Origin of the sequence: Glycomyces mayteni (assembly GCF_042428885.1) — a bacterium.
GTDB lineage: Bacteria > Actinomycetota > Actinomycetes > Mycobacteriales > Micromonosporaceae > Glycomyces > Glycomyces mayteni.
The window spans coordinates 1,109,206-1,123,513 of record NZ_JBHMBP010000001.1 but is presented as its reverse complement, the minus strand read 5'-3'; the positions used below and the strand labels follow the sequence as shown (position 1 = coordinate 1,123,513).

Annotated in this window: 13 protein-coding genes; 7 read left to right on the top strand and 6 right to left on the bottom strand. The window is 71.7% G+C overall.

What is annotated here, in order from left to right; all coding sequences use genetic code 11:
- Positions 1-9 precede the first annotated feature (9 nt).
- Entirely contained in the window at positions 10-831 is an 822-nt protein-coding gene (locus tag ACFFXY_RS05230) for a hypothetical protein (RefSeq protein ID WP_382346598.1), read from the top strand.
- Positions 832-987: 156 nt separating this feature from the next.
- On the opposite strand, the gene ACFFXY_RS05225 is transcribed toward ACFFXY_RS05230, so the two are convergent.
- Positions 988-1,206, bottom strand: a complete 219-nt coding sequence (locus tag ACFFXY_RS05225) for a hypothetical protein (RefSeq protein WP_382346595.1) — start codon at positions 1,204-1,206, stop codon at positions 988-990.
- Positions 1,207-1,533: 327 nt separating this feature from the next.
- Here ACFFXY_RS05225 and ACFFXY_RS05220 point away from each other — a divergent pair, with 327 nt between their 5' ends.
- The gene (locus ACFFXY_RS05220) at positions 1,534-2,355 is read left to right on the top strand and encodes a P1 family peptidase (RefSeq protein ID WP_382346592.1); all 822 of its coding nucleotides are present in this window, start codon (positions 1,534-1,536) and stop codon (positions 2,353-2,355) included.
- Positions 2,356-2,390: 35 nt separating this feature from the next.
- Positions 2,391-3,308, top strand: a complete 918-nt coding sequence (locus ACFFXY_RS05215; protein ID WP_382346589.1) for a glycoside hydrolase family 191 protein — start codon at positions 2,391-2,393, stop codon at positions 3,306-3,308.
- On the opposite strand, the gene ACFFXY_RS05210 is transcribed toward ACFFXY_RS05215, so the two are convergent.
- Positions 3,290-4,792: a GGDEF domain-containing protein gene (locus tag ACFFXY_RS05210; protein ID WP_382346586.1), complete on the bottom strand. Its 1,503-nt coding sequence runs from the start codon at positions 4,790-4,792 to the stop codon at positions 3,290-3,292. The two genes, ACFFXY_RS05215 and ACFFXY_RS05210, sit on opposite strands and share 19 nt — an antisense overlap.
- Before the next feature lie 230 nt (positions 4,793-5,022).
- Between ACFFXY_RS05210 and ACFFXY_RS05205 the strand changes: the two genes are divergently transcribed.
- The 4 genes from ACFFXY_RS05205 (at position 5,023) to ACFFXY_RS05190 (ending at position 9,710) form a co-directional block, all read left to right on the top strand.
- Entirely contained in the window at positions 5,023-5,970 is a 948-nt protein-coding gene (locus ACFFXY_RS05205) for a hypothetical protein (RefSeq protein WP_382346583.1), read from the top strand.
- Between the two features lie 176 nt (positions 5,971-6,146).
- Complete coding sequence (locus ACFFXY_RS05200) at positions 6,147-7,286, top strand: LCP family protein (RefSeq protein ID WP_382346580.1); 1,140 nt, start codon at positions 6,147-6,149, stop codon at positions 7,284-7,286.
- 78 nt (positions 7,287-7,364) lie between these two features.
- The gene (locus ACFFXY_RS05195; protein ID WP_382346578.1) at positions 7,365-8,480 is read left to right on the top strand and encodes an LCP family protein; all 1,116 of its coding nucleotides are present in this window, start codon (positions 7,365-7,367) and stop codon (positions 8,478-8,480) included.
- Positions 8,481-8,588: 108 nt separating this feature from the next.
- The gene (locus ACFFXY_RS05190) at positions 8,589-9,710 is read left to right on the top strand and encodes an LCP family protein (RefSeq protein WP_382346575.1); all 1,122 of its coding nucleotides are present in this window, start codon (positions 8,589-8,591) and stop codon (positions 9,708-9,710) included.
- A gap of 57 nt (positions 9,711-9,767) precedes the next feature.
- Here ACFFXY_RS05190 and ACFFXY_RS05185 read toward each other — a convergent pair whose 3' ends face one another.
- The 4 genes from ACFFXY_RS05185 to ACFFXY_RS05170 all read right to left on the bottom strand — a co-directional run bounded on the left by ACFFXY_RS05185 (position 9,768) and on the right by ACFFXY_RS05170 (position 14,206).
- Complete coding sequence (locus tag ACFFXY_RS05185; protein ID WP_382346572.1) at positions 9,768-10,712, bottom strand: siderophore-interacting protein; 945 nt, start codon at positions 10,710-10,712, stop codon at positions 9,768-9,770.
- 637 nt (positions 10,713-11,349) lie between these two features.
- On the bottom strand, positions 11,350-13,314 hold the full coding sequence (locus ACFFXY_RS05180; RefSeq protein ID WP_382346570.1) for an FtsX-like permease family protein: 1,965 nt from the start codon (positions 13,312-13,314) through the stop codon (positions 11,350-11,352).
- A complete protein-coding gene (locus ACFFXY_RS05175) occupies positions 13,311-14,078 on the bottom strand; it encodes an ABC transporter ATP-binding protein (protein ID WP_382346567.1) in 768 nt (255 codons plus the stop codon). Before ACFFXY_RS05175 ends, ACFFXY_RS05180 begins: the two co-directional genes overlap by 4 nt.
- Positions 14,075-14,206, bottom strand: coding sequence for a hypothetical protein (locus ACFFXY_RS05170; RefSeq protein WP_382346564.1), 132 nt, complete (start codon positions 14,204-14,206; stop codon positions 14,075-14,077). Before ACFFXY_RS05170 ends, ACFFXY_RS05175 begins: the two co-directional genes overlap by 4 nt.
- Positions 14,207-14,308: the final 102 nt, after the last annotated feature.

The window sequence follows — 14,308 nt, the reverse complement described above, 5'->3', positions numbered from 1 at the left end:
AGCAACCCCATGAAGGCATCGCACCCGATCCGGCTCGCGGCGGCTTTCGCCGCGGTGGTGCTCGCGGCCCTGGCGGCCGCGGTCACCGCCGCGCCCGCGCAGGCCCAGGGCGACCCCTACCACCCGTACCTGCACTCGGACCTGTCGTTCACGGACGTCGCGCCCGGATCGACCGTAGAGGTGAACCCGCGGTTCCGGCAGGAGGAGCCGCTCGCCGACTTCACTGCGGCCGTGGTCGTCTCGTTCACCGGCTCCGCCCGCGACGGCTGGCCCGTCGACGGGGCCGAGGCGACCGCGGACTACGACAACTGCAAGCGCCTCTCCTCCGGCGACAACTGGAACGGCGTCTCCTGCTACTTCCTCGACCCCCCGGACCTGCCGGGGCAGCTCCTCACCCTGACCGGGCCGGTGGACTACCTGGTCGACGCGGACGCGCCGGGATCGACCGCGGTCTGCGCCTGCGGGTACGGCGTCTCCGCGATCGACGCGGACGAACTGGCGTGGCAGATCGGAACGCCCGACTGGGACCCGGACGCGCCGGACCTCCTGCGCCTGACGACCGCCGACGCCTGGGACGGCCCGAGCGCGGACCCGTATCCGCGGCTGGGCGGCACGATCTCGATGGAGACGGCCGGCGGGCCCGACGATCCGGCGACCGATCCGAGCACGGCCGCCCCGACCGCGGACTCGGGCGCGGGCGGCGGGGAGGCGCCGGCCGCGAAGCTCCCCGCGACCGGGGCGCCGACGGCCGGGTGGATCGCCGCGGCCGCGGCCGCGGTCCTCGCGGGGACGGCGCTGACGGCGCTGGCGCGGCGGGGCCCGGCGGCGTGAGGGCGGCATGACTGCGGGCCCCGGCCGTTCGGCCAGGGCCCGCTCCCGTCTCCGGGCGGACGAAACGCGCCGGGCCCGCAGGCCGGCGCGTCGCGTTCGGTGGGTTGAGTTGTGCAGTCGGGCGCGGCGCCTTGTGGGCGCGCTCGCCTTTCGGACCTAGCGGGCCAGGCCGGCGAGGGCGCGGCCCTCGACGCGGTCGGCCACGCGGCGCAGGACGCCGGCGGTCGAGAGGCGGACCTTCTCGGGACGGGTGACGCCGAAGACATACGGCTTGTCGGCCCGTCCGTCGTCAACGACCGGCGCGTTCGGCAGGGCCGAGGTGGCGGCGGTGTTGGCGGCGTCGACTGCGAGGAAAGCTCCAACGAGCTCGTTCATTGCTGATTCCTTCCCGGCGGGGTGCGCCGGATCGTGGATCTTCTGAAGGGGGACCGCTCGTCGATGACGCCATTGTCGACGGCGGGGAACCGTCGCGATCGCCTTGGACCGCTTCGGGAGGCCGCTTGCGGAAGCGGTTCGGGTTCGCCGTTCCGGCTCCGCGTCTCCGTGCCTCTGGAATCAATGGTAAGCGCCTTCGGCCAGGGAAATCCAGGGATTTCGCGTGGGTCACATGTAGTCCACGACACTGTCCACAAAGCACTTAGTTACCGTTCGGTTATCGAATTCCACGGGCACTGCGGACCCCCCTGGCGGTACGCTGTCCGGATGCGGGACTTGGGAGTTCGCGTCGGACACTGGACCGGCGAGCACACCGGCTGCACGGTGCTGCTGTTCGAGGAGGCCGTGCTCGCCTCCGGCGAGGTCCGCGGCGGCGCGCCCGCCAGCCGCGAGATCGAGCTGCTCGACCCGCTCCGCACCAACGCCGGGATCGACGCGGTCCTGCTCACCGGCGGGTCCGCGTTCGGGCTCGCCGCCGCCGACGGCGTCATGCAGTGGCTCGCCGAGCGCGGCCGCGGCGTCCCCACCCCCGGCGGCCCCGTCCCGATCGTCCCCACGCTGGGCCTGTACGACCTCGACGGCTCCGGGACCGTCCCGGGCGCCGCGCAGGGCTACGAGGCGTGCGACGCCGCCATGGCCCCGTTCGAGCCCGCGCTCGACGGCCCCGTGGGCGCCGGGCGCGGCGCCACCGTCGGCCAGTGGCGCGGGGTCACCCTCCCCTCGGGCCTGCGCACCGCCGCGGTCGCCGCCGGACCGGTCGTCGTCGCCGCGCTCGTGGCCGTCAACGCGTTCGGCGAGCCCGGCCCGCTCGACCGGGAGCTGCTGCACCCCGAAGGGTTCGCGACCGGGTCGTTCGGACGCAACACCACCATCGGCGCCGTCGTCACCAACGCCCGCCTCGACAAGGTCGAATGCGCGCTCGTCTCCCAAGGCGCCCACGACGGCCTCGCGAAGGCCATCAGCCCCGTGCACACCCGCATGGACGGCGACGCGTTCATCGCCGCGTCCACCGGCGCCCTCGCCGCCTCGGTCGACGTCGTCCGCGCCCTCGCCGTCGAGGCCGTCGCCGAAGCCATAGGCGGCGCCTGAGCGCCCGAATCGCACGGTGCGCCTATGCTGCTGCCATGAGACGCCTCCCCGCCGCGCTGCTCGCTCTGCCGCTCCTCCTCTCCGCCTGCACCCAGGACGCCGGAGCCGATGAATCCGGCGAAGCGCCCACCGAGGACACGACGGTACAGGCGACCCCCGACAACTGGCTCTACCAGCTGTCCGGCTACGAGGACGGCACCCTCGACGCGGTCGCCGCCGCCCCCCAGCCCACCGCCGTGGTCGACCTGGCCCGCGACGGCGGCGACGACTACTGGACCGCCGCGGAGATCGACGCCCTCCACGACGCCGGGAAGACCGTCTACGCGTACTTCACCATGGGCTCCATCGAGACCTACCGCCCCGAGTACGACGCCGTCGCCGCCAGCGGCGCCGGCCTGATCCTCAACCAGTGGGGCGACTGGCCCGACGAGTACTTCGTCAAGTACTGGGAGCAGGACTGGTGGGACCTGGTCATGGAGCCCCGCCTCGACCAGGCCGCCGCCGCCGGGTTCGACGGCGTCTACCTCGACGTCCCCAACGCCTACGAGGAGATCGACCTGGACCTCGTCCCCGGCGAGACCCGCGAGACCCTCGCCCGCAAGATGGCCGACCTCGTCATCGCCGCGGACGAGCACGCCGGGGACGGCCTCGCGATCCTCCCTCAGAACTCCCCCGAACTGGCTGACCAGGACGGCTACCTCGACGCCATCGACGGCATCGGCATCGAGGAGCTCTGGTTCCTCAACGCCGACACCCCCTGCGACGAGGACTGGTGCGCCGAGAACCTCGCGAACACCCGCGCCGTCCACGACGCCGGGAAGCTCGTCCTCGCCGTCGACTACGCCGCCGACCCCGCCAACAAGGCCGCCGCCTGCGCCCACTACGCCGAGGAGGGCTTCGCCGGAGCCGTGGCCGGAGTCGACCTCGACACGGTCTACGAACCGTGCCAGTAGACCGCCCCGAAGTCCTCCGGGTCCTCGCCCGCGTCAGGCATTAAAAGGCCCTTGCGGGACCGCTTCATCTGGTACATCGCCTGGTCGGCGGCCCACAGGGTCTGGGAGGGGTTGCCGCCCGCGGCCAGGCGGGCCCAGCCGATCGAGACGTCCACGGGCGTCCCGGGCACCGAGTACTCCCAGTTCTCGGCCGCCACGGCGACGCGGATGCGCTGGGAGACCGCGTCCGCGTCGTACTCCGACGCGCCGGGCAGGACCATGATGAACTCGTCGCCGCCGGTGCGCGCCAGCAGGTCGCCCGAGCGGACCACGCTCGACAGGAGCGCGGCGAGCCGCTGGAGGATCGCGTCCCCCGCCTGGTGGCCGTGCGTGTCGTTGACGGCCTTGAACCCGTCGAGGTCCAGGACCGCGATCATCCCGTCGCCCTCGACGTCGGAGAGGAACGCGTCGAGGCGCCGCCGGTTCGGCAGGCCCGTCAGCTCGTCGGTGTTCGCCCGGTCGGCCCAGCCCGCGGCCGCGCGCCGCAGCTGGTCGTGGTCCACCAGGGCCGCCGCCGACGCGAGGTAGATCGTGTGGAACTCGTTGATCTGCTTGTACAGCGCGTACGTCGTGGCGTGCGCGGCGAGGATCGACGCCGCGTGGTCGCCCTTCGCGACCAGCGCGAGCGACCGCAGGTGCTGCGGCTCCATCACCCCGAGCGTCTCGTCGCCGATGTCGCGCGCCTCCAGGACCTCCAGGGCCTCCAGGCCCCGGGCCTGCGCGATGAGCCGGGACGCGCGCGCCATCGTCCGCAGGTCCATCGCCTCCACCGACGACGTCTCCTCCGGCAGCAGGTGCTCCACCGACCACTGCTCGCTGAACCCCAGGAGCGAGAGGCGCGCGAGCGCGTAGTGCACCCACTCCAGCTCCCGCGTGTCGAGGTCGTGCAGGTTCGGCTTGACGCGCCGCAGCTCCTGGCGCAGCAGTCCCGTGCAGGCGCGCGGGTCGCCGGTGTAGTAGCGCAGCAGGGCGTCCCGCACCCGGATCTCCACGCCCTCCACAGAGGACCTGGTGACGCCGGCGCGCTCGGCGAGCGTGTGGCACTGGTCGAGCGCCTCGGCGGCCTGCTGCTGGTACCCGCAGTTGGAGAGGATCACCGCGAGGTCGTACCAGGCGTCGACGGCGGCCTGGCTGGCCTCGGTCATCGACCGCAGCGCCCGCGAGGACAGGACGAGCCGCTGCGCCGTGAAGTCCAGGGACTTGATGTGGTGGTGGTAGTACCAGGCCGAGAGCGCGTGGTACTTCCCGTCCAGGCGCGGGTCGCGGCAGCGCGTGACGGCCGTGCCGGCCTGGTCGATGGTGCCGGGGATCTTGTCGATGGCGCGCTGGTTGATCTGGCCCTGGAGGATGAACAGCCACGCCTGGGCGCGCTGCTGCGCGGTCTCGGAGTTGTAGACGATCCAGGTCGCCTCGCTGACGGCCTCGGCCACCTGGCCTGACCGCATGAGTCCGCGCAGACGCCGGTACTGGTCGGCATAATCACGCGCTGACGTGAGCTCCCTCCGTGGCGTCACGCGTCTATCCTGCCACCGCCGCGGCGATATATCCAGTGCCGCAGGTCGCAGGGGCCGCGCCTTGCGGCCTCGGATGGTCATGGGCGCGAAGCATTTCCGTCCGGCGGGCCGGTCGGGCGCTTAGAGTCGGGGCAGGACCCGAGATGGAAGGACGGTGGGCTTTGCTCCCTGCGTGTCCGTGCACGTCCTGCGGCGCGCCCCTGGCGGTGGCCGCGGGGGCGACGGTGCTGGCCTGCGACGCGTGCGGGACGTCCCTGCACGGGCGGCCCGCGGCCCGGCGGCTCGTCGACCCGGACTGGGCGGCGTTGGCGCCCAAGGCGAAGGCCCGGTACGCGGACGACACGCCGGAGCCGATCGCGGTGCCCGACGCGCTGGTGCCGTTCAGGATCGAGCGGGCGACGGCGCGGCGGCTGCTGCGCGACCGGGTGCGGCGGCGGTGGCTGGCGCCGCGGGCGTTCCGGCGGGTCGACGAGTCGGAGTCGTTCCGGGCCGCGTACCTGCCGCACTGGGTGTGGGGGGCGTGGACGCGCTCGCGGTACCGGGCGGCGCGCGGGGACTACGAGTGGTCGCAGGCGGGCCGGACGGGGGCGGCGCGGGGCTCGCGGGTGCGGGGCGTGCGGTGGCGCCCGGCGGCCGGGACCGTGGACCGGTCGTTCACGGACGTGTCGGTCGCGGCGACGGTGCGCGTGGACGCGCGGATGCTGGAGGACCTGGCGCGGGACTGGACGCTCGGCGACGCGGTCGCATTCGACCCGGGACTCCTGGAGGGCTGCTGGGTGCAGCGGTACGACCTGGAGCCGGAGGTGGGCCTGGAGCTCGCGAAGGCCCGCATGGCGGCCGCGGTGGAGCGGGAGGTGCGGGCCTTGGTCGGCGGGGACGCGCAGCACGTCCCGGTGATCGACACGGCCTACGCGGGGCTGGGGTACCGCCTGGTGCTGCTGCCGGTGTGGCTGGCGTCGTACCCGCACCGGGGGCGGCGGCGCATGGTCGCGGTCCACGGCGAGACCGGGCGCGTGGTCGCGGACCGGCCGTGGAGCGGCCCGAGGCTCGCAATCGCGTTCCTGCTCGCGGCGGCTGTGGCAGGCGTCATACTGTATTCGCTCTGGTAGTCCCGTTTCGACCGGTCGCAAGGCCCGCGGGGCTGTGCACAGGGCGGTTACCGGGTGAACATGAACTACTGTTCGGTGAACGCAACCCCGCCGGAGGACCACGCGTGTTCCCCGCAGAGCGGGCCAGCCTCCCCCGGCTGCGCCGCGACACCCCACTTGTAGTCCCGGGAGAGGCAATGGGCGACCCGATCAAGCACGCTGCGAAGGCGACCTCGCCTTGGTGGGCGAAGGCCATGGTCATCACCGGCTCGATGGTCATGGTCGTCGCCGGCGGCGGCGCCATCGCCGCGCAGGTGAGCCTCAACCTGGTGAACAACGCCGTCGACCAGCAGGACCTCCTGGGCGACCAGGGCGTCGACGTCGAAGAGGGCGAGCCGATCAAGGGCCCCCTGAACTTCCTCGTCCTCGGCACCGACGAGCGCGTGGACGCGGGCGGCGAGGCCCGCACCGACGCCGACATCATCGTGCACATCAACGAGGACCTCACGCAGGTCTCCATGATCTCCCTCCCGCGCGACCTCCTCGTCGAGATCCCCTCCGGCGTCCCCGCCGACCAGACGAAGCTCACCGAGGCGTTCGCGTACTCCGAGGACTGGAACGAGTCGTTCCAGAACACCGCCGAGACCATCACCAACCTCACCGGCGTCCAGTTCAACGGCGGCGCGATCGCGAACTTCGAGGGCTTCCTCGACATGGTGGACGAGCTCGGCACGATCGAGCTGTGCCCCTGGCACGACATCACCTCGATCCACACCGACAAGACGTTCCCCGAAGGCTGCGCCGAGTACGACAAGAAGGACGCCCTCGACCTGGTGCGCCAGCGGTACGGCTGGGACTCCGACGAGGACTACGCCAACGGCACCTGGGGCGACTTCGGGCGCCAGAAGATGCAGCAGCAGGCCATCAAGAAGATCCTCGAACGGGCCAAGGAGCAGGGGTACGCGTCGAACCCGCTCAAGGCCGTGGAGCTGCTCAACAGCTTCGGCGACGCGCTGAGCGTCGACGTCGGCGGGTACAACCTCGTCGACATGATCACGCAGATGCGCGACGTCGACCCCAACGAGATCCTCTCCGTCGGCACCCCCTCCTCCGAGGGCACCATCAACGGCACCTCGTACGTCCTCATCCACGAGGGCACCGACGAGGAGACCGCCTCCGACGCGCTCTGGGAGGCGATCCAGACCGACACCATCGAGGAGTGGGCCTGCGCCAACCCGACGTGGCTGTCCGGCGACTCCGCCCCCGACTGCACCGCCGTGACCGGCGGCACCACGACGGCACCCCCTACCGACGGCGCCTCAGAGACCGCCGATTAGCCTGGGGCGGGGCGCGGCCGGGGGGCGTCGCCACCACGTGAACACCGCGGTCGATGCCGCCCGGACCCTGGGAGAAGCATGGCAGTGAAGAGCGGCGCACCCTGGTGGGCCCACCTGATGATGTACGCCGGAGGCGTCACCATGGTCGTCGCCGGCGCCACCGCGGGCATCGCCCAGTACGCCGCCTACACCGCGAACAACACCATCCAGTCCGAGGACATCCTCGGCGACAACCGCGCCGAGATGGACGTCGAGAACATCGAGGGGCCCCTGAACATCCTCGTCCTCGGCGTCGACAAGCAGGGCGGCTCCACCCGCTCCGACACCATGATCATGGTGCACGTCAACAAGGACCTCACCGAGGTCTCCATGGTGTCCCTCCCCCGCGACCTCTACGTCGAGATCCCCGACTGCGGCCCCGACTGGGGCAACAACACCTGCATGCAGAAGCTCAACCACGCCGCGTCCATCTCCGACGACTGGGAGGTCACGCGCGCCAACGTCGTCCAGACGATCTACGACCTCACCGGCGTCGAGTTCCACATGGGCGCCACCGTCGACTTCAACGGCTTCATGGACCTCGTCGACCTCGTCGAGGAGATCGAGCTGTGCCCCTGGCACGAGATCCAGTCCATCCACGGCGACAAGCGCGTCTTCCCCGAGGGCTGCAACTACTACAACAAAGAGGAAGCCCTCGACCTCATCCGCCAGCGCTACCCCTGGGACGACCCCGAGGACTACGAGTCCGGCCTGTGGGGCGACTACGGCCGCCAGGCCATGCAGCAGCAGGCCATCAAGGCCCTCATCAAGGAGCTCAAGGCCGACGGCTACGCCTCCGACCCGACCCGCCTCACCCAGGTCCTCGACGGCCTCGAAGGCAAGCTGACGATGGACATGCCCGACGGCCTCTCCACCATCGACCTCGCCCTCAACCTCCGCGACCTCAACCCCGAGGACATCACCTCCATCCGCGTCCCCGCGACGTCCCAGGAGACCGAGGTCGGCTCCTCGGAGGTGATCGCCGACGGGGAGCAGAGGACGGCCGCCGACGCGCTCTGGGAGGCCCTCCAGAACGACACCATGACCGAGTGGATCGCCCAGTACCCCGAGTGGGTCAAGCAGACCGGCAGCAACACCACCCCGTCCACCGAGACCCCCTCCGGCGACGGCGCCTCCGAGACGACCACCGACTGACGCCGCCGAACCGGCCCCGCCGGGACGTGACGACACCGGTCCGCGGCAACCCGCGGACGCCCCCGGAGCGTCTCTAGAATCGGAACACTTCCGACGACTTGGAGACGCATGGCCGGCAAGAGCGGCGCGCCCTGGTGGGCCCACTTCCTCATGTACGCGGGCGGCCTCACCATGGTCGTCGCCGGCGCCACCGCCGGGTTCGCGCAGTACGCGCTCGACCGCGCGAACAACACCATCGAGCAGGAGGACATCCTCGGCGACAACCGCGCCGAGATGGACGTCGAGAACATCGAGGGCCCCCTCAACATCCTCGTCCTCGGCACGGACAAGCAGGGCGGCTCCACCCGCTCCGACACCATGATCATCGTCCACATCAACGGCGACCTCACCCAGGCCACCATGGTGTCCCTCCCCCGCGACCTCCTCGTCGACATCCCCGACTGCGGCCCCGGCTTCGGCGGCAACCCCTGCCAGAACAAGCTCAACCACGCCGCCTCGATCTCCGACGACTGGGACGTCACGCGCGCCAACGTCGTCCAGACGGTCTACGACCTCACCGGCGTCCGCTTCCACATGGGCGCCACCGCCGACTTCAACGGCTTCGTCGACATGGTCGACCTCGTCGGCACCGTCGAGATCTGCACATGGAAGGAATTCCAGTCCCACCACACCGACCGCGTCTTCGAGAAGGGCTGCCACGACTACGACAAGGAGGCGGCCCTCGACCTGGTGCGCCAGCGCTACCAGTTCTACGACACGATCGACTACGACCTCAACCTGTACGGCGACTACGCGCGCCAGAACTTCCAGCAGCAGGCCATCAAGTCGCTCCTGGAGCAGGCGAAGGCGCAGGGCTTCCTCCAGGACCCCGCGAAGCTCACCGAACTCCTCGAAGGCTTCGGCGACAAGGTGACCCTCGACCTCCCCGAGGGCGTCACGGTCACCGATCTCGCCGTCAACCTCCGGAACATCGACCCGAGCACCATGACGACGGTCCGCGTCCCCGCCAGCTCCGAGCAGGGCACCGAGTGGGGCGACATCGAGCGCATCCACGACGGGCCCGAGGCGGAGGCGGCGGCGTCCCTGTGGCTCGCGCTCCAGAACGACACGCTCGACGCGTGGATGGCCGCGAATCCCGAATGGGTCAAGAGCGACGCCGCGAACCCCGACAGCTACACCGACGGGGAAACTGAACTGGGCACGGAGTCGGCGTCCCCGGGGACCGACTGACGCGGACGGACCGAACCGCCGCGGAACGACTCCAGCGCCGACCGCTGAAAGGGCGGCTCAGCCCTGGGCAGTCGCACCGCTCGGAGCGGTCGCGGCAGTGGTAATGGTCGCGCTAGTCGCGGCGGTTGCGGCGGTTGCGATAGTGGCGGTGCTCGCGGCGGTGGCGGCCTTGGCCTCGTCGGCCTCGTCCACGGCGTTCCACTCCCGCTTCGACGAACGCCAGCCGTCCTCGTCGTGCCCCGCGCGCCAGTACCCCGAGACCGACATCCGCTCGCGCGACAGCTCGCACTCGAAACGCAGGTAGCGGCGGATCTCTCTGACGAACCCGGCCTCGCCGTGCACGAACGCGTGCACGTCCCCCGCCGGGAACTCGAACCCGCGGACGGCCTCGACCAGCTTGCGCCCCAAGGCTTCCGGGCCGCGGTGCAGCCACGTGACGGAGACGTCCCCGGCGGACTTGAACTGCTGCTCCTCGTCCGGTCCGTCGACCTCCAGGAACACGTGGGCGCGCGCGCCGGGCGCGAGGCTCTCGACGGCGGCGGCGATCGCGGGGATGGCGCTGGCGTCCCCGGCGAGGAGGTGCCAGTCGGCGGCGGGGGCGGGCGCGTAGGCGCCGCCGGGTCCGGCGAAGCGCAGGAGCGAGCCGGGCTCGGCTTTGGCGGCCCAGGGGCCGGCGACGCCCTCGTCGCCGTGGTAGACGAAGTCGATCCACAGTTCGCGGGCGGCGGGGTCCCAGCGGCGGACGGTGTAGGTGCGGGTGACCGGCCACTGCTCGGGCGGGAGCTCCTCGCGGATGCGGGCCATGTCGAAGGGCTCGGGGTAGGCGACGCCCTCGACCGGGAACTGGAGTTTCAGGTAGTGGTCGGTGAAGTCGCCGCACTGGAAGTCTGCGAGGCCGTCGCCGCCGAGGACCACGCGGATCATGTGCGGGGTGATCCGCTCGGTCCGCACGACTTCGGCGGTCTTGAGGATCGGGCTCCTGCGCTCACGACGTTCAGCCATTCGGGCTCCTTCGGTCAAGCGGCTCACGACTCCGTTCGGCGGGGCCCCCGAGCCGCGCAATCGGCCTCGCCTGGAGAAGCATGGTTAGGCGAACCTAACCCTCACACCTTCAGTTGTACCCCGCCGCCCCACCCCCACGCCCGCCGCGCCCCACCGCATTCCGCCCGGCCAAACCGCCTTAGTAGGCACACTCGCCCCAAAAGCCCCACCACCAGCACAGACAAAAGTTATCCACAGGCAGAAAAACAAACCTTGGCAGGACAATCCAGGCATGTGATTGTAGATATCAAAAACACCTGTCTCCGGTGGTGGTGGAGAGGAGGCAGGTGGAGCCGGTTCCGGTAGGACTGGCGGTGAATGCGGGAGACCCCGGGGGCCGCCCCCGAAGACCGCGAGCGGGTGCACCCGCTCGCGGCTCCTACCGGAAGACACCTCGCGAGGTGAGCAATACGCGGGCGCATCGGCACCCAGCCGATGCGCCCGCACCACACAACCACCCAAACCCAGACCCGCCCCGGCAGGCCGACCCGAAGCGGGCCCGCAGGACCGATCCCAGCGGCCGTTTGAACCGGTCATGCCGCTCGATCGCCGGGCTCGCCGGTCGGTCACCTGGCCGGACCCGGGTCGGGCCCGGGCGTTAGTCGGGCCGGGGGCTCACGTCTTGCATGACCGACCGGAGCAGGGGTCGGGCCAGGGCTCCTGCGGCGATGACCGATGCGGTTCCTGCCGCGAGGGTGGCGCCGAGGATGAGGGCGCCGCTGATGTCGAAGCCCATGACGCCGATGACCGGGGCGGTCAGGAGCATGCCGGTGAGGACCGATGCGCCGCCGAGGAAGGCGAGCGGGAGGAGGGTCTCTTGGCGGCGGGCCTGGTCGAGGACTTGTTGGGGGGTTCCGGCGAGGTGGAGGAGGCGGTAGGTGCGGCGGCGGTCGAGGACTGAGCCGATGGCGCTGATCGCAGTGGAGACGGCGGCGGTGATGAAGACCACGGCGAGGACGACGGTGACGCCGGTGCGGACCGAGCTGACGATGCGGTTCGACATGAGGCTGGAGTCGATCTCGCGCTCGGGCGGGTCGCCCGGGAGGATCGCGGTCATGGTGCTGCGAACCGCTTCGAGGTCGTCGCCGGAGGTGGTCGCTTCGAGGACGGCCGTGCCGGGGTCGGCGGTGAGGAAGCCGCTGCTGTCGACGACGGCGACGTCGGCCCGGTCGCCGAGGTCGGCGGCGAGGGTCGCGGCGAGGGCTTCGGCGTCGGCTTCGGGGACCATCGCGGCGATGGACTCGGCGGCCTGGGTTCCGGTGTCGGCCACGAGCATCGGGAAGAGGGCGACCGAGCCGGCGACGAAGCCCGCGATGGCGACGCCGGACACGGTGCGCCAGGCGGCCTTCGGGTCCTCGGCGAGGCGGCGGGCCGCCAGGAGGCGGGCCGGGCCGCGGGCGGTGCGGGCGAGGGTGCGGCCGAGGCGCTGGACGAGCCAGGGGCCGATGAGGTTGACGGCGGCCAGGGTCGCAGCGAACAGTCCTATGAGGATTGCGACGGCGACCATGCTGCCGCCGACCATCTGCGTCGCGATCATGAACAGGACGGCGAGCCCCGCGAAGATGAGGACGCGGATCGCCTTGAGGCCCTTGGGTTTGACGCGCCGGGCCACGCCGAGGGGGCTGATGACGACGCCGCGGAGGCCGATGAGGGCCGAGACGGCGACGAGGACCGGGACCGCGAGGGCCACGGCCGCCATCCAGGGCGCGCCCGCCCACAGGTCGGAGGCGAACCAGCGGCCGCCGTCGATGGGGATGAGCGCGACCAGGGGCGTCGAGAGCATCCACAGGGCCGTGCCTGCGACCGAACCGGCGACCGCGGCGAGCACGGTCTCGATGAGCGTCAACCGCATCACCTGCCCCGGGGTCGCGCCGATGAGCCGCAGGGTCGCGAGGCGCTCGTCGCGCCGCGACACCGTCAGCCGGGCCGCCGCCGCGCCGAACACCGCCGCCGGGACGGCCATGAGGATCGCGGCCAGGACCATGAGGATCAGGTAGAACCCGTAGACCGTGTCCGGCTGCCCGCCGCCGAACCCGTCGACCACGCGCGGCGAGACCGTGTCGGCGTTGAACCGCTCCCCGGCCATCGCCGGGTCGTCGGCGCTGCGCCCCACGACCACGACCAGCTCGTTCGGGTGCGCGAGCGCCTCCGGCCCGAGCTCGCCCGCGACCTCGACGTCGCCGTAGCGGGCCAGGAAGTCCGAGTCCGGGACGCCGTCGAGGAGGTCGGCCGCGGCCGGGGACAGCCACACCTCGCCGACCGCCGGGAACGCGTCCATGCCGGGCGGCGCAGGGGCGTCGTCGGCCAGCGCGGCGAGGTCGACCCGGGTGACCGAGGCGCCGCCGTAATGGTCGGAAGCGGTCGCGAGAAGGACCGGGCCTCCGGCGGCTTCGGGGACGTCGCGCCAAGTGGTGCGGTCGGCGCGGGCGTCGAATGCGAAGTTGCCCGCGACGGCGAATTGGAGGAGGAGGGTGGCGACCGCGACGGCGAGTGCGGTCAGGCCGGTGCTCAGGAGGGCGCTGCGCCCGCCGAGCCGGGTCAGGCGCCAGGCGAGTTCGGTCATCGCCAGACCTCCGCCACCGGTTCGGGGCCGAAGCGGCCGTCTCCTGCTATCACGGGGCGTTTCCCGGCGGCGGCGTCGATGCCGGTGCCGGTTCTCGGGAGGCCTCCGAGGCGGCCGTCTCGGATCTCGATCGTGCGGGTGCATCGTGCGGCGATCTGGGGGTCGTGGGTGACGACGACGAGGGCCGCGTCGAGGTCGGCGACGGTTTGGAGGAGGACGCCCATGACCTGGTCGCCGGTGGTGCGGTCGAGGGCGCCGGTGGGTTCGTCGGCGAAGACGACGGCGGGGCTGATGACGAGGGCGCGTGCGAGGGCGACGCGCTGGGCTTCCCCGCCGGAGAGTTCGCCGGGTCGGCGGCCTTCCTTGCCTTCGAGGCCGAGGCGGCGGAGCTGTTCGCGGGCGGGGCCGAGGGCGGCTTTGCGCGGGGTGCCGTCGAGCATGAGCGGGAGGGCGACGTTCTCTTCGGCGGGCAGTTCGGGGAGGAGCTGCCCGAACTGGAAGAGGAACGCGAACCTGGTGCGGCGCAGGTGGCTGCGGGACCGTTCGGAGAGGGTGTCGATGCGTTCGTCGTAGAGCCGGACTTCGCCGGAGTCGGGTCGCATGATGCCGGCGAGGCAGTGGAGGAGTGTGGATTTGCCGGACCCGGAGGGGCCGGTGACGGCGACCGATTCGCCGGGGGCGACGGCGAAGTCGACGCCGTCGAGGGCGGGGGCGGTGCCGAAGTGCTTGACGAGGGCGCGGGCGCTGAGCATGGGGGGTCTCATCGGCGGGCCTTTCCGTGTCCGGGGCGGAGGGGGTGGTCGGGGAGGAAGGACACGGCGGTGCCCGCGATGAGGAAGACCGCGGTGAGCACGAGGCCCAGGGCGGTGCCGATTTCCAGGATTCCGTTCATGGTGCAAGCTTCGCGGCGGGAGGGGCCGGTCCGCTTCGGCTCGGCGACGGGTTTCGGGCGGCTCGGGTCGGCCGTTCGGCCGAGGACGCGTGTTCCCGGGCT

Bases quoted from the DNA above. Each gene is read 5' to 3' on its own strand.
- ACFFXY_RS05220 (WP_382346592.1), top strand. From the start codon at position 1,534: ATGCGGGACTTGGGAGTTCGCGTCGGACACTGGACCGGCGAGCACACC.
- ACFFXY_RS05215 (WP_382346589.1), top strand. From the start codon at position 2,391: ATGAGACGCCTCCCCGCCGCGCTGCTCGCTCTGCCGCTCCTCCTCTCC.
- ACFFXY_RS05225 (WP_382346595.1), bottom strand. From the start codon at position 1,206: ATGAACGAGCTCGTTGGAGCTTTCCTCGCAGTCGACGCCGCCAACACC.
- ACFFXY_RS05190 (WP_382346575.1), top strand. From the start codon at position 8,589: ATGGCCGGCAAGAGCGGCGCGCCCTGGTGGGCCCACTTCCTCATGTAC.
- ACFFXY_RS05200 (WP_382346580.1), top strand. From the start codon at position 6,147: ATGGGCGACCCGATCAAGCACGCTGCGAAGGCGACCTCGCCTTGGTGG.
- ACFFXY_RS05195 (WP_382346578.1), top strand. From the start codon at position 7,365: ATGGCAGTGAAGAGCGGCGCACCCTGGTGGGCCCACCTGATGATGTAC.
- ACFFXY_RS05185 (WP_382346572.1), bottom strand. From the start codon at position 10,712: ATGGCTGAACGTCGTGAGCGCAGGAGCCCGATCCTCAAGACCGCCGAA.
- ACFFXY_RS05230 (WP_382346598.1), top strand. From the start codon at position 10: ATGAAGGCATCGCACCCGATCCGGCTCGCGGCGGCTTTCGCCGCGGTG.
- ACFFXY_RS05175 (WP_382346567.1), bottom strand. From the start codon at position 14,078: ATGAGACCCCCCATGCTCAGCGCCCGCGCCCTCGTCAAGCACTTCGGC.
- ACFFXY_RS05210 (WP_382346586.1), bottom strand. From the start codon at position 4,792: ATGCGGTCAGGCCAGGTGGCCGAGGCCGTCAGCGAGGCGACCTGGATC.
- ACFFXY_RS05180 (WP_382346570.1), bottom strand. From the start codon at position 13,314: ATGACCGAACTCGCCTGGCGCCTGACCCGGCTCGGCGGGCGCAGCGCC.
- ACFFXY_RS05170 (WP_382346564.1), bottom strand. From the start codon at position 14,206: ATGAACGGAATCCTGGAAATCGGCACCGCCCTGGGCCTCGTGCTCACC.